The 13,660-nt window shown below is 65.8% G+C and carries 12 protein-coding genes; 7 read left to right on the top strand and 5 right to left on the bottom strand.

From position 1 onward, the window contains the following. Window positions 1–29: 29 nt before the first annotated feature. Window positions 30–1,028 carry a dTDP-glucose 4,6-dehydratase gene (gene rfbB, locus DEU37_RS10875; RefSeq protein WP_121190687.1) on the bottom strand — a complete coding sequence of 333 codons (999 nt, stop codon included), beginning with the start codon at window positions 1,026–1,028 and terminating at the stop codon, window positions 30–32. Between the two features lie 35 nt (window positions 1,029–1,063). Between rfbB and rfbA the strand changes: the two genes are divergently transcribed. Genes rfbA through DEU37_RS10850 form a run of 6 tightly spaced genes read left to right on the top strand, consistent with a single transcriptional unit; the run spans window position 1,064 to window position 7,304 of the window. After that, the gene (rfbA, locus tag DEU37_RS10870; RefSeq protein ID WP_039412642.1) at window positions 1,064–1,936 is read left to right on the top strand and encodes a glucose-1-phosphate thymidylyltransferase RfbA; all 873 of its coding nucleotides are present in this window, start codon (window positions 1,064–1,066) and stop codon (window positions 1,934–1,936) included. Between the two features lie 33 nt (window positions 1,937–1,969). Beyond that, complete coding sequence (locus DEU37_RS10865) at window positions 1,970–3,922, top strand: DUF6541 family protein (RefSeq protein WP_121190686.1); 1,953 nt, start codon at window positions 1,970–1,972, stop codon at window positions 3,920–3,922. Window positions 3,923–3,952: 30 nt separating this feature from the next. Beyond that, on the top strand, window positions 3,953–4,699 hold the full coding sequence (locus tag DEU37_RS10860) for a glycosyltransferase family 2 protein (RefSeq protein WP_039412637.1): 747 nt from the start codon (window positions 3,953–3,955) through the stop codon (window positions 4,697–4,699). Next, window positions 4,696–5,097: a DUF2304 domain-containing protein gene (locus DEU37_RS10855; RefSeq protein WP_121190685.1), complete on the top strand. Its 402-nt coding sequence runs from the start codon at window positions 4,696–4,698 to the stop codon at window positions 5,095–5,097. Before DEU37_RS10860 ends, DEU37_RS10855 begins: the two co-directional genes overlap by 4 nt. Continuing rightward, window positions 5,090–6,337, top strand: coding sequence for a hypothetical protein (locus DEU37_RS14870; protein WP_183043656.1), 1,248 nt, complete (start codon window positions 5,090–5,092; stop codon window positions 6,335–6,337). Before DEU37_RS10855 ends, DEU37_RS14870 begins: the two co-directional genes overlap by 8 nt. Window position 6,338: 1 nt before the next feature. Continuing rightward, window positions 6,339–7,304 (top strand): glycosyltransferase family 2 protein, encoded by a 966-nt coding sequence (locus tag DEU37_RS10850; protein ID WP_183043655.1) that lies wholly within the window; start codon window positions 6,339–6,341, stop codon window positions 7,302–7,304. Between the two features lie 4 nt (window positions 7,305–7,308). Here the strand turns inward: DEU37_RS10850 and DEU37_RS10845 are convergent, their stop codons facing one another. Genes DEU37_RS10845 through DEU37_RS10835 form a run of 3 tightly spaced genes read right to left on the bottom strand, consistent with a single transcriptional unit; the run spans window position 7,309 to window position 10,468 of the window. Beyond that, the gene (locus DEU37_RS10845) at window positions 7,309–8,409 is read right to left on the bottom strand and encodes an acyltransferase (protein ID WP_121190683.1); all 1,101 of its coding nucleotides are present in this window, start codon (window positions 8,407–8,409) and stop codon (window positions 7,309–7,311) included. Then, window positions 8,406–9,542, bottom strand: a complete 1,137-nt coding sequence (locus DEU37_RS10840; protein ID WP_121190682.1) for an NAD(P)-dependent oxidoreductase — start codon at window positions 9,540–9,542, stop codon at window positions 8,406–8,408. The genes DEU37_RS10845 and DEU37_RS10840 overlap by 4 nt, the downstream gene beginning before the upstream one ends. A gap of 35 nt (window positions 9,543–9,577) precedes the next feature. Further along, a complete protein-coding gene (locus tag DEU37_RS10835; RefSeq protein WP_121190681.1) occupies window positions 9,578–10,468 on the bottom strand; it encodes a glycosyltransferase family 2 protein in 891 nt (296 codons plus the stop codon). Window positions 10,469–10,555: 87 nt separating this feature from the next. Between DEU37_RS10835 and glf the strand changes: the two genes are divergently transcribed. Continuing rightward, the gene (gene glf, locus DEU37_RS10830) at window positions 10,556–11,692 is read left to right on the top strand and encodes a UDP-galactopyranose mutase (RefSeq protein ID WP_121190680.1); all 1,137 of its coding nucleotides are present in this window, start codon (window positions 10,556–10,558) and stop codon (window positions 11,690–11,692) included. A gap of 27 nt (window positions 11,693–11,719) precedes the next feature. Here the strand turns inward: glf and DEU37_RS10825 are convergent, their stop codons facing one another. Further along, window positions 11,720–13,633 carry a glycosyltransferase gene (locus tag DEU37_RS10825; RefSeq protein WP_121190679.1) on the bottom strand — a complete coding sequence of 638 codons (1,914 nt, stop codon included), beginning with the start codon at window positions 13,631–13,633 and terminating at the stop codon, window positions 11,720–11,722. Window positions 13,634–13,660 lie beyond the last annotated feature (27 nt).

The following is a 13,660-nucleotide window of genomic DNA, read 5'->3' as shown; positions in this document are numbered from 1 at the left end:
GCTGCGAGAGGGCGTGACGGCGATGTGGATCACTGTCCTTTGCTGGCATAGAAGGCTTCGACGCCGTCTTTGGCCGGTGCCCACCAGTGCTCATTGTCGCGATACCACTGCACTGTCGCGGCCAAGCCGCTTTCGAAGTCGCCGTAGGACGGTTGCCAGCCGAGTTCTGTCCGAAGCTTGGTCGAGTCGATCGCGTAGCGCAGATCGTGCCCAGCGCGGTCGGTGACGTGGTCGTAGGCATCGGCGGGCTGGTCCATCAGGCTCAAGATGAGCTCCACGACCTCTTTGTTGTTCTTCTCGCCGTCGGCCCCGATGAGGTACGTCTCACCGATACGCCCTTTGTCGAGAATCGTGATGACCGCCGCGGAATGATCGTCGGCGTGGATCCAATCGCGGACGTTCTCACCCGCGCCGTACAGCTTCGGACGGATCCCTCGGATTACGTTCGTGATCTGCCGTGGGATGAACTTCTCTACGTGCTGATAGGGCCCGTAGTTGTTCGAGCAGTTGGAGATCGTCGCGGGGACGCCGAAGGAACGCACCCACGCCCGAACGAGCAGGTCAGAACCTGCTTTCGTGCTGCTGTAGGGCGATGACGGGTTGTACGGCGTCGACTCGGTGAAGCGTTCCGGGTCGTCGAGCTCGAGGTCGCCGTAGACCTCGTCGGTCGAGATGTGGTGGAAACGACGGTCGTGCTTGCGAGCGGCCTCCAACAGTGTGTAGGTGCCGACGATGTTCGTGTCGAGGAACGGTCGAGGGTCGTTGAGCGAGTTGTCGTTGTGGGACTCCGCGGCGTAATGCACCACGGCATCCACTTCTTCGAATAGAGCGTCGACGAGCTCCGCATCGGTGATGTCGCCCTCGACGAACGCGAAGCGATCAGCAGGCAGGCCCTCCAGGGATGCCCGGTTGCCCGCGTACGTCAACTTGTCCAGGACAGTGACGTGGTCGTCGGTGGTCTCGATCACGTGGTGAACGAAGTTGGAGCCGATGAAGCCGGCGCCGCCGGTGACGAGCAGTTTCCGCATTTCACCAGACTAACCGTCGATGGGAGACTAGTCAGATGCGAGGCATCATTCTGGCGGGCGGCACTGGCTCCCGTTTGCACCCCATTACGTTCGGCATCTCGAAGCAGATGGTCCCGGTCTACGACAAGCCGATGATCTACTACCCGCTGTCGACGCTCATCCTCGCCGGCATCCGGGACATCCTCGTCATCACAACGCCTCATGATGCGGCGCAGTTCCAGAACCTTCTGGGCGACGGCTCGCGCTTCGGCGTGTCCATCACCTACCGCGTCCAGCCGTCGCCCGATGGGCTCGCGCAGGCCTTCATCCTGGGGGAGGACCACATCGGTGATGACACCGTCGCGCTGGTTCTCGGAGACAACATCTTCTACGGCCAGGGGATGGGCTCCCGCCTGCGCCAGTACAACGACCTGACCGGCGGTGTGGTCTTCGGATACTGGGTTGACGACCCGTCGGCCTACGGCGTCGTCGAGTTCGACGACGACGGCAAGGTCGTCTCGCTCGAGGAGAAACCCGCCCAGCCGAAAAGCAACTATGCGGTTCCCGGTCTCTACTTCTACGACAACGAGGTCGTCGATATCGCGAAGTCGCTGAAGCCCTCCCCGCGCGGAGAGCTGGAGATCACCGACGTCAACAAGGTCTACCTCCAACGCGGAGCTCTCAAGGTCGAGCTTCTCTCCCGAGGGACAGCGTGGCTGGACACGGGCACATTCGAGTCGCTGAGCGAAGCGACCGACTTCATCCGAACGGTGCAGAAGCGTCAGGCGTTGTCGATCGGCTGCCCGGAAGAGGTGGCCTGGCGTATGGGCTTCCTCAGCGACGACGAGCTACGGTCCCGCGCGGAGCCTCTGATGAAGAGTGGGTACGGTGCCTACTTGTTGAACGTGCTCGCGCACGGTCGTCGCTGACAGTCCTCACCGCTCACTCACTGAAGGATTCCGGTGGACTTCGCCCCGCTCGCCCTGCCCGTCGTCCTGACGCTCGCGCTCCTCTCGGTGCTCGGCGTTCCGCTCGCGCTGGCGGTCGGCTTGAGGGGCTTCTGGGTGGTTGCGGCTGCTCCGGCTTTCGCCGTCACTCTCGTCGCCGGCACTGCCGTCGTCGCATCCTGGCTCCACGTGCCCTGGTCAGTGCTGCCCGTAGTCGTCGTCACGGCCATCGTCGGAGGCGTGATCCTCCTGCTCCGGCGGCGGTTCCCAGGTCCGGGCGAGTCGTTGGTGCCAGCGCCGGCTGCCGGCGCCGTGGCGCTTGTGCTCGCGGTGCTCGGGGCTGTTTTCGTGGTCGCCTGGCGGGTGCTCGAGATCATCCAGGCGCCGGGCAACATCTCTCAGTCGTTCGACAACATCTTCCACCTCAACGGCATCCGCTACATCCTGCGCGAAGGTGATGCGTCCTCACTGCAGCTCGGACGGATGACGAGCCCGGACGGCAGTCTGCCGTTCTATCCCGCTGCATGGCACGCCGTCGTTTCGCTCATCGTCCAGATGAGCGGGACGACGATTCCCGTCGCTGTCAACGCCGTCGTGCTCGTGGTCGCCGCGGTCGTCTGGCCGCTGTCTGCCGTACTGCTGGTGCGGACGATGTTCGGGACGCGTCCCGCGTACACGGTCATGGCGGCGGTCGCGGCGATCGGAGTCCCGGCCTTCCCCTTCCTCCTCATGGACTACGGGGTGCTGTACCCACTGCAGATGAGTCTCGCGCTGCTTCCCGTGTCGATCGCTGCTGCTCTCCGCGTCTTCGGGCTGAGTCGTGTCTCGCGGCCGGCGGGACTGCCCTGGTGGATCCTCGTGCTCTTCGGCGCCGTCGTCGGGATGACCCTGGCCCACCCGGGCGGCTTCGTCGCCTGGCTCGCGTTGACGGTGCCTGTGGTCGTGTCGGCGTTCCTGCGCGCCGGCCGAGCCGCCCGGTCGACGCGGCGACGGATTGTGCTCGCGCTCGGCTTCGTCGTCTATCTGGTCGTCGGTGCGATGCTCGTCAAGGTCCTCAGACCGCCCGCCGAAGCGCGCGGGTGGCCGACGCAGATGTCCGTTGGAGAGGCGGTGTGGCAGGCGCTGTCGCTCTCCATGTGGTACCTCGTACCGGCTGTCGTGATCGCAGCGTTCACCGTCGTCGGCGTGGTGCTGGCAGTCGTGTCGCGGCAGCCGCGTGCTGTCGTCGCCGTCGCGATGTACGCGATCGCCGCCGCGCTGTTCGTCGTCGTGGCCGCTCTTCCGTATCCGTCGGTCCGCGATGCGCTGACGGGCAGTTGGTACAACAACCTGCCGCGTCTTGCCGCGATTCTCGTCGTCGCTGCGGTCCCGCTCGCCGCGTACGGTGCCGGCCGCACCTGGTACCTCCTGCGCGATCACTTCGCGCCGTCGATTGACGCAGGCTCGCGCAGGGGGCTCTTCTGGGCTGCGGGTGGAACGGTCGTCGCGCTCGTCTTGGCAGTGGTCGCCCAACTCGCTGGCCCCGTCTCGCGGGCCGTCGATTGGGCGGCGCCTTCGTACCGCCTTGACGACGCCTCGACTCTGCTGACAGCCGATGAGTACACACTTCTGCAGCGCCTTCCCAACGAGGTGCCGGCAGACGCGGTGATCGCGGGCAGCCCCTGGACCGGCACCTCGTTGGCATTCGCGATCTCGGATCGTCGTGTGCTGATGCCGCACACGTTGATGTACATCTCAGGTGAGATGGCCCAGATCAACAATCACCTCGACGATGCGCGCCGAGGCGATGCCACGTGCGCGGCGCTCGCGGATCTGGGCGTGGACTACGTTCTGGATTTCGGACGTCAGGAGGTGCACCCCGGCTACCACGCCTTCCCGGGGTTCGAAGATCTGGCGAAATCGTCATCCGTGCGACTTCTCGACGAACAGGGCGCGGCGCGTATGTATCGGATCGTCGCCTGCGGGTGAGTGCCGGGTGCCCCGGTAGACTGGATCATCATGGCGGTTCACCCAGAGAGCGTTCTCGTCATCGTTCCCGCGTGGAACGAGGACCGAAATGTCGGCACCACGGTCCGCGAGATCCTCTCCGCCGACGCCCGCTACCACGTCGCGGTGATCGATGACGGGTCGACGGACGACACGGCGCGCGTGGCTGCTGAGGCAGGCGCGACGGTGCTGAGTCTGCCCTTCAACCTCGGGGTGGGCGGAGCGATGCGCACCGGGTTCACCTATGCCCTGCGCGAGGGCTACTCGAGGGCGATTCAGGTGGATGCGGACGGCCAGCACAATCCTGTGGACATCGAGCGAGTTCTCGCGGGTCTGCAGCGCGCGGACATCTCCATCGGCGCGCGATTCAGCGATCTCGGCGACTACGCGGTGCGCGGGCCGCGCAAGTGGGCCATGCGATTCTTGGCATCTGTCCTCTCCCGCGTGGCGAAGACACGCCTCACCGACGTCACAAGCGGTTTCCGCGCCGCCGGCCCTCGTGCGATCCGCCAGTATGTGCGTTACTACCCTGCTGAGTATCTGGGGGACACCCTCGACTCCCTCGTCGCGGCCTGCCACGCCGGTCTGACCGTCACGCAGGTTCCCGTCGCGATGAGGCCCCGCCGCTTCGGCACACCGAGCCAGGGGCCGATCGGATCAGCCATCTACCTGCTGCGCTCTGTCTTCGCCCTGCTTCTCGCGCTGATGCGTAGGACGAAGGCGACCGAGCCGGTTGAGCTCCACGAGGGGACAGCATGATCATCTTCTTCGGGATCCTGCTGGCGCTCGTGATGCTCACGACCGTCATGTGGATGCTGCTCACGCGGCGGCTTCGAGAGAAGTACGCGGCGTTGTGGCTCGTGATCGGCGTGGCAGTGCTCATCCTCGGGCTTTTCCCCCAGCTTCTGCTCGGATTGACCTCTCTGCTCGGCGTGCAAGTACCCGCGAACCTCCTCTTCGCGCTGGCGATCGTGCTGTTGCTCGGAGTGGCTCTCCACCTCTCTTGGGAGCTTTCGCAGGCGGAGGACGAGATCCGCCGTTCCGCGGAGGAGCATGCGATCCTGCGGGCGCAGCACGACCGTTTGGCTCGGCGGCTGGACCTGCTCGAGCAGCAGCACCGCGGCCACGCGGAGAGTGACGTCGAACGGGATGGCTGATCTCGGTCGCCGCTCCGCCCTGCACGTCGCGGCGGGTGCCGCGGTCGCCGCGCTCAGCGGCGTCGTGGTCTTCGCGATCAGCGCGCGCGTTCTGCCGACCGAGCAGAACACGGCGTTTCTCACGTACTGGGCCGCCCTTTTCGCGATCTTCGCCGTCATCTCAGGTGTGCAAAGCGAAGTGACGCGCGCAGTGCGGGCCGATTTGTTGCTCCCGCCTGAGCATGCGCGGGCGACGCCCCCGGTCGCCGTGGCGCTCCTGGTCGGCGTCGTCGTGGGGCTCATCGTCGCTGCGCTGTACCCCGTGTGGGCGGTGGTGTTTGTGGGCGACTCGACGCTGACCCTCTCGGTCGCGCTCATGGCGCTCGCCGCCGCGAGCTACACCGGCCACGTCGCCACCGTCGGTGCGCTCGCCGGGCATGCGAGATGGGGTGCGTTCGCATCGCTGACGGCCACAGAGGCGCTCGTTCGACTCGTTCTTGTCCTCCTCGCCGCGGGGTTCGGGTGGGGCATGATCGGATTCGAGACCGCCGCCGCGGGCGGCGCGCTGACGTGGGTGCTGGCGACGCTTCTGCTGCCGCGCTTCAGGATCGCGTGGCGGACCCGTGTGAGTATTCGGCCCGCGGCGTTGATCGGCCGGATGACCAACGCGATGACCGCTGCGGGAGCCAATGCGCTCCTCGTCACCGGGTTCCCCCTGCTGATGAGCGCAACCACGGGCGCAGCTGAGTACGCGACGGCGGCGCCGCTCGTCGTAGCGGTGTCTATGACGAGGGCGCCTCTGCTCATTCCGATCACGGCGTTCCAATCGATGGTGATCGCGTCGTTCGTACAGCACCCGGAACGTGCGCGCTCCTCCCTGCTGAAGCTCGTCTGCGCGGTCATCGCGGTCGCAGCGATCGGGGGCGTCATGGCTGGCCTGCTCGGGCCGTGGATCATGAGCCTGGTCTTCGGCGCGAGTTACGGCAACTCGGCCCTCGTTCTCGGAATGCTCGTCGCCGCGGCATCCTTCCTCGCCCTGCTGGTGCTGGGCGGAGCCATCGCGCTGGCGCTGGATCGCCACACCGTCAACACGCTCGGCTGGTACGCGGCTCTGGCGGTGTCGATCGCGCTCATGCTCACCCCGTTCGCCCTCGAAACGAGGACGATCCTCGCACTGCTCGTCGGCCCGATGGTCGGATCCGCGGTGCACTTCACGGCGATCCTCGGCTCCCTGCGCCCGGGGCGAGCGGCGGCGGTGTGACGTGCGGACCAGCGTTATCCTTCCCGTGTTCAACAGTGAGGCGACCGTCGAGAGGGCCGTGCGGTCCGTCCTCTCGCAGACAGATCGGGATTTCGAGCTGCTCATCATCGACGACGGGTCCTCCGACGGCTCGGCCGACGTTCTGGCTGCGGTGCCGGATGCGAGAGTGAGCATCCTCCGACACTCCGAGAACAGGGGGATCTCCGCCGCGCGCAACACTGGGCTGAAGCACGCGAGGGGAGATTTCATCGCCTTCCTCGACGCCGATGACGAGTGGGCCCCGTCTTTCCTCTGGCGGATGCACGCATCTCGAGGGGATGCCGAGGCGGTGGTCTGCGGACGGACCGTCGTCCTTCCCGACGGGCGCGCGCGTGCCGCGCACTCGCGCCGACAGGGGGTGATTTCCGGTGATGATGCCGCGAAGGACATGCTCACGGGCAGGATCACTCCGTTCCCTTGGGACAAGCTGATCGCCAGAGCAGCGTTCGCCGGCCTCGCCTATCCCGAAGACATCCACCGGTTCGAGGATCAGGTCGTCGGTGTGGTCGCGCTGTCGCGGGTGAGCACCGTGGTCTCGATCCCGGATGCGCTGATTCGATACCACGTCGCGGCAGGTTCTTTGACGTGGGGTCGGGTTCCGCGGGTCGATGAGGCGGACGCGGCGCTGCGTTTCGCCGCCGATGCTCTCGGCGACTGGCTCCGCCCCGCTTCGCATGCGAACGCCTTCGCCGTCTGCCGTACACTCTTCTATCTGCTGACGGCGCAGTCCGCGATGCGTTCGACGGACCGCGCGGCCGGCGATGCCGTGCTGGCGGGATGCCGCAGCCGCTTGAGCCCCCGGCTTGTCGCGACGGCGCTGCGCCGCGCGCCGCTTCTCGGCGGGGGTGCTCTACTGCTGAGTGTCGCCCCACGGCTGTACGCGGGGTTGTTCCGCGCCTACGTGAAGCGGCAGTACGCGTTGAGCTGACGTGTTACCGCGCTTCGGCGCGAAGCTGACCGAAGGGGTTCTTTTTTCCGCGCGACCAGCGGATGCTCGGTCGTTCCACGAGGAACCAGGACACGACGGCCATCACCGCCGTCGCCAGGACGAGTACGGGGATGAAAGCGATCAAGGGGGCCGTCGCCCAGCCCAGGACGCAGAGCATTTGGGTCAGCGGGAAGCCCCACACATAGACGCCGTAGGAGAAATCGTGGACGCGGAACAGCTCGGGAGAGGGGACGCGCGCTCCGACCCACAGCAGCACGTAGGTCAGGAGAGGGGCCGCGAGCTGAGCGCCGAACCGCGGGAAGAGGGCCACCAGAGCGACCGTCACCGCGAGAGCGCCGAGAACTCCCCACCAGGTGAGGGGGAAGCGGTGCCCGAGGCGCTCGCGGATCATGAAGATCAAAGCGCCACCGAAGAAGAACGGCAGCAGTCGGCTGAACTGCACCACATCGCCGGCCAGTCCGCTCATCAGGACGGTGGCGGGACCGACGAAGATCTTGAGTGCGCAGGAAGCGATGAACGCCAGCGCCATGGGCCACACGCGGCGTCGGACGAGCGGCAGCGCGCAGAACAGACCGATCAGCAGATACGCCGTGAACTCGTAGTAAAGACTCCACAGCGACCCGTTCCAGGCAAGCGGGTAGGGCACGCCCGCCGGAGTGCCCGCCACCGAATAGTCGGTCATCTTGAGCCAGGCGTTGCCGAGGATGTAACTGGCGGGAGTGTTGGCGGTGCTGAGGAACCCTGACAGCGAGCCGTGCTGGAGCCGGTACGCGATGGGTGCGAGCGCGAAGGCGGTGATGATGTTGACGAAGAAGAATGCCGGGAAGAGACGCGCGATGCGGTTGATGAGGTATCGCCCGCCGTCGGAACGAAGACGCGCCCCCGCGATCAGGTACCCCGAGATCATGAAGAAACCGAAGACCGCCCACCCGCCGATCGATTCGCCGGGGGTGATGTCGATACCCTCGCCTCGACCGGTGACGGGAAAGACGTGGTGGATGAGCACCATGCCTGCGAGGACGAGTCTCAGCAGGTTGAGCGAGTTGCGGTGGGGGTCGATCCACCGCGCCGTGGCCGAGGTCACTTGAGCAGTTTCCGGGCCGCCATCTCATCGAGAGAACGCTGATAGGAATCGCCCTCGATGGGTTCGGTGTGAACCCATTCGGCGAAGCGGCGCACGCCCTCCGAGAAGGAAACCGACGGGGTGAAGCCTAGACGTTCGGCGAGTCTGCTCGTGTCGGCGACGTTGTGCCGGATGTCTCCGAGCCGGTAGTTGCCCGAAACGCGCGTCGGCACCTGGGTGCCGAAGGCATCGAACAGCGCCTCGACGACGTCGAGCACGCTCGTTGCGACTCCCGAGCCGACATTGAACACGGCGCCCGCCGCCTCTGGCCGGGTGGTGGCGAGAAAGGTCGCCTCGACGACATCGTCGATGTAGACGAAGTCTCGGGACTCCAGACCGTCCTCGAAGATGTTGATGTCCTTTCCCTGGCGGATCAGGGTGGAGAAGATCGACAGGATCCCGGTGTAGGGGTTCTTCAGAGACTGGCCGGGGCCGTACACGTTCTGATAACGCAGCGACACAGGCTCGATGCCTACGGTCGGCGCGACGGTCATCACGAGCGACTCCTGCATGTGCTTGGTGATCCCGTACACGCTGGATGGATGCAGTAGCGCGTCCTCGGACGTGGGGACGGGTGTCAGCGAACCCTCTCCCGGCACATGCACCTCGAAGTCCCCGCCGGCGAGATCGGCATCCTCGCGGGCGCCGGGGTAGACGAGGCGTCCGTCTTCAGTGACGTAAGAGCCCTCGCCGTAGATCGATCGCGATGAAGCGATCACGAGCCGCGTGACGCTGTGCTCCGTTTTCGTGAGAAGGTCGAGGAGCTTCGCGGTGCCCCCGACGTTCGTCTCGACGTAGCGATCGATCTCATACATCGACTGGCCGGTTCCCGTCTCCGCGGCCAGGTGCACGATCGCCGTCGCGCCGCTGAGCGCGCGTTCGAGGTCGGTCGTGCTCGTGACCGTCCCCTCGATGATTTCGGCGACACCGTCGAGCGAAGCGACGAGGGGCGAGGTCGTGAAGGGGTCGTTGCCGTGGACCTGAGGGATCAGAGCGTCCAGGACCGTCACCGTGTGACCTGCGCCGACCAGCCGGCGAGCCAGACGCGAGCCGATGAAACCGGCGCCGCCGGTGATGAGCACGTGTTCGGACAAGTGGACTCCTTGGTGCCTGGCAACGACGGGCGTGTTCAGACCGCGAAGATGTGGGCCAGCGTCGATCCTATCCCGGCTCGATTTCCGTGACGGATGACGCTCGGAAGCTCGGTGACGGCGTGCAGTCGCGACATCAGGCGTACTCGCGCCGTCCACGCGGTGCGCCGCCAGCCCCGCGAACGGGCGAGGCCTGTGGCCTGTCGATAGTACGTGCGCTCGTCGCGGAATCGACGCCCGTCCAGCAGGGTCTTCTGCGATGCCGAACCGCCGTGCCGACGATAGGAGAATGCCAGCGTGCGATCGTAAACGAGGGTTCCATCAGCGAAGGCGATATCCATCAGCAGAGCGAGATCCTGAATGATTGGCAGGCCCTCGCGGAAGTCGATCCGCTTCAGGGTGTCGGTGCGGAAGGTGAGTGATGGCCAGTACAGCCAATCGCCGCGGATCAGGCTCGTCGCCATCTCCTCTCCACGCAGCGACACCACGCCCGGGTTCCGGCGAGGCGTCAACAGTTGCTGCTTGACACGATCTACCAGGGGGCGGATCGCTCGTCCCTTCTCGTCGATGATGTCGACGCCGGGCTGGATCACATCGGCATCGGGCTGCAAAGCGACGGCGCGCTTGACGGTCTCGACGTAGTTCGGATGCATGAGATCGTCGCAGCCGAGGATCGTGATGTACGGCTCTCGCGCGCGACGGATAGCTTCACGGTAGTTCTCGGTGATCCCCAGATTCACGTCGTTGCGCACGTAAGTGATCCGCTCGTCTCTCACCGCGTCGAACCAAGGCGCGACGACGTCGGACGGATAGCAGTCGTCGATGACAGTCATCCTCCAATCGCCGTCGCTCTGCGCGCGCACGGATTCGACGGTGAGGAAGAGGAGATGTGGGTCTCCCCAGAACGGAACGAAGATTTCGAGAGTCATGACCCTCACAGCCTACGGAATGCGCCCTCGGTAGGATTGTCCGGTTCGGCCGTTCACCGGCATCCCTCATCGGAAAGCGACCTGCTCATGGATCTCCTCATCGTCGGTTCCGGCTTCTTCGGCCTCACGATCGCCGAGCGTGCTGCTGCCGCTGGCCGTAAGGTCACGGTCATCGATCGCCGCCACCACATCGGTGGGAACGCGTACAGCGAGGACGAAGCGACGACGGGGATCGAGGTGCACCGCTACGGGGCGCATCTGTTCCACACGTCGAACGCGACGGTGTGGGAGTACGTGAACCGGTTCACGACGTTCACGGACTACGTCCACCGCGTGTACACGAACCACAAGGGTGTCGTGTTCCCGTTGCCGATCAACCTGGGCACGATCAACCAATTCTTCCAGGCGGCGTACACGCCAGACGAGGCACGCGCGCTCGTTCACGAGCTGGCGGGGGAGTTCGACCCGAAGTCGGCGCAGAACCTCGAGGAGCGCGGGATCGGCCTGATCGGCCGGCCGTTGTACGAGGCGTTCATCCGCGACTACACGGCCAAGCAGTGGCAAACCGACCCGAAGGAGCTTCCGGCGGAGATCATCAGCCGCCTCCCGGTTCGGTACACCTACGACAACCGGTACTTCAACGACACGTGGGAGGGCTTGCCGACCGACGGGTACACCGCTTGGTTGGAGCGGATGGCGGATCACCCCAACATCGAGGTGAAGCTGTCGACGGACTACTTCGACGAGTCGCAGCCGCTGAACAAGAAGGCGACGGTCGGGCAGGTGCCGGTCGTCTACACGGGCCCGGTCGACCGGTACTTCGACTACGCCGAAGGCGAGCTGTCCTGGCGGACGCTCGACTTCGAGGAGGAGGTGCTCGAGGTCGGCGACTTCCAGGGCACGAGCGTGATGAACTACGCGGATGCGGGTGTTCCCTACACCCGCATTCACGAGTTCAAGCATTTCCACCCGGAGCGTGCGGACCGTTACCCGACGGATAAGACCGTCATCATGCGGGAGTTCTCACGTTTCGCGACACGCGAGGACGAGCCGTACTACCCGGTCAACACTCCTGACGACCGTGCGGGTGTGCTCGCGTACCGCGAACTGGCCAAGGGTGAGAAGGACGTCCACTTCGGTGGACGTCTCGGCACGTACCAGTACCTGGACATGCACATGGCGATCGGGTCCGCGCTGTCGCTGTGGAACAACCAGCTCGCCTGACCGAGAGTCGGTGCGCCGCGACGGGGCTCAGCGAGTCCCGTCGTTGAAGGTGCCCCGCCACGACTCCTCCGAGACGAGCTCCGGCAGCTGGCTGCGGTACTCCTCGGCGAGCCGGTCCCACCGCCGACGCAACGTGCGGTGCAGACGGATGCTGTCGATCAGCATCCGTCGGAACTGAGCGCGGTTGCGCGTGTAGACATTCTTTCCCGACCCATCCGCCGCGTTCACAAGGGCGCTGTCGAACACCGGGACGCGCCACCAGTCCGCGTCGTCTTTGCCAAACTCGACCTCCGGTTGCGCCACGTTCTCGGGACGCGGCGCGTGCAGCCAGTGCGCAGCGAGGGTGGATGCCGTGAACCAGCGCAGCCGCATGCCGGTGGGATTGCCGAGCTGATTGCGTTTGCGCTGAGGGAATACCAGGCGTCCGCGCCTCGATCGCAAGGGCGTCTCCGTGTCGCGGTGCACGACGGTTTCGGGGAAGTCGGCAGACAGTGCGCGAGCCTGGGGCATCGCCGTCGCGAGGTTCGCTCGCATGTGTGCGGGGCCGGAGAGGACGTCGCGCAACGCCCGGTGGCGCAGTGCCACGGGGTAGTACTGCATCATCATGAGGTGTTTGAGGTCCAGGCGGCGACTGTGCTTCAGGAGGGTGCCTCCCTGCGGCGCCCGAGAGTGCAACAGGCCCGCCACGATTCGGTTCCGCGCGTGGAAGTAGGCCTGCCAGTCGATCGAGTCGTCCTTACCGACCCATGACACGTGCCAGAGCGCCACACCCGGCACCGACACCGTCGGGAAGCCTGCGTCGCGCGCGCGGAGCGAGTACTCCGCATCGTCCCATTTGATGAACGCCGGTAGGGCGAGCCCGACCTCCCGGATGATCTCCGTCGGTATCAGGCACATCCACCACCCGTTGTAGTCCGCATCGAGCCGGGAGTGCAGCGAGGGCGACTGGCGGAGGTTCGCGACGGAGAAGTCGTGGGGCATCCGCTCCTGGTTGAGCGTGCGCCACATGAAGGGCATCTCGTCGACGACCTCTGCCCAGGCGTGCAGCTTGGGACGGTCGAGCAGATCGAACATGTGGGCGCCGACGATCGTCGGGATCGTCGCGAACCGCGCGAACATGATGGACCGCCGGATCGACTCCGGTTCGATGCGGACGTCGTCGTCCAGCAGCTGGACGAAGTCGCTCTCCGGACGCTCCAGCGTCTCGGTCATCGCTCGCGCGAAGCCCCCCGAGCCTCCGAGGTTCGGCTGCGTCACGATCTGCAGGGTGTCGCCGAGCGCTCCCGAGACTTCTTCGTAGCCGGTCTCCGCCGACACCAGGCGATCGCCCTGATCGATGACGAACACGCGGTCCAGAAGCGGCAGCACCTCGGGACTGGCCGCCAGCGCGCGAAGGGTGCCGATGCAGTAATCGGGCTTGTTGTAGGTGGTGATGCCGATGCTCGCCTTGCCCTGCCGACGCGGTTCCGTCGCGGTCGACCAGGTCGCCCCCTCGAACGTCGCAGACTTCTCGTCCGCAGCGACGTCGAACCAGATCCACCCGCCGTCGCTGTACTGATTGAGCGTGAGCTCGAACGTTGCGGTGGACTCGCCGTCGACTTCGCGAGTGTCGATGCGCTGTCGCACGCCGCTGCCCGTCGAGCGGTAGACGAGGATCGTCGCGGGCCCGTTCGTGCGAACGGTGAGCGTGACGTCGCGCACGGTCGTCCAGTGCTGCCAGTACGACGCGGGGAACGCGTTGAAGTAAGTGCCGAACGACACGCGTCGCCCCGCGACGATGCGCGCCGTGGTGCGACCGAGGATGTTGCCCAGCTGTGCGCGGCTGGAGACGCGCACGGGCTCCTCGTCGATCGAGGTCCACGTCTCGGGATCCACGTACAGCGGCAACAGATCGGGATCGCGCTCGGTGGGAAGGACGGTGTTCTGCAGAATGTGAGTCACGAGAGGCTCCGAGCGTTGCGAGCGGAT

This window comes from Microbacterium sp. AG790 (assembly GCF_003634765.1).
Taxonomy (GTDB): Bacteria; Actinomycetota; Actinomycetes; order Actinomycetales; family Microbacteriaceae; genus Microbacterium.
The sequence above is the reverse complement of the archived record's forward strand: the minus strand, read 5'-3'. Positions and strand labels throughout refer to the sequence as shown.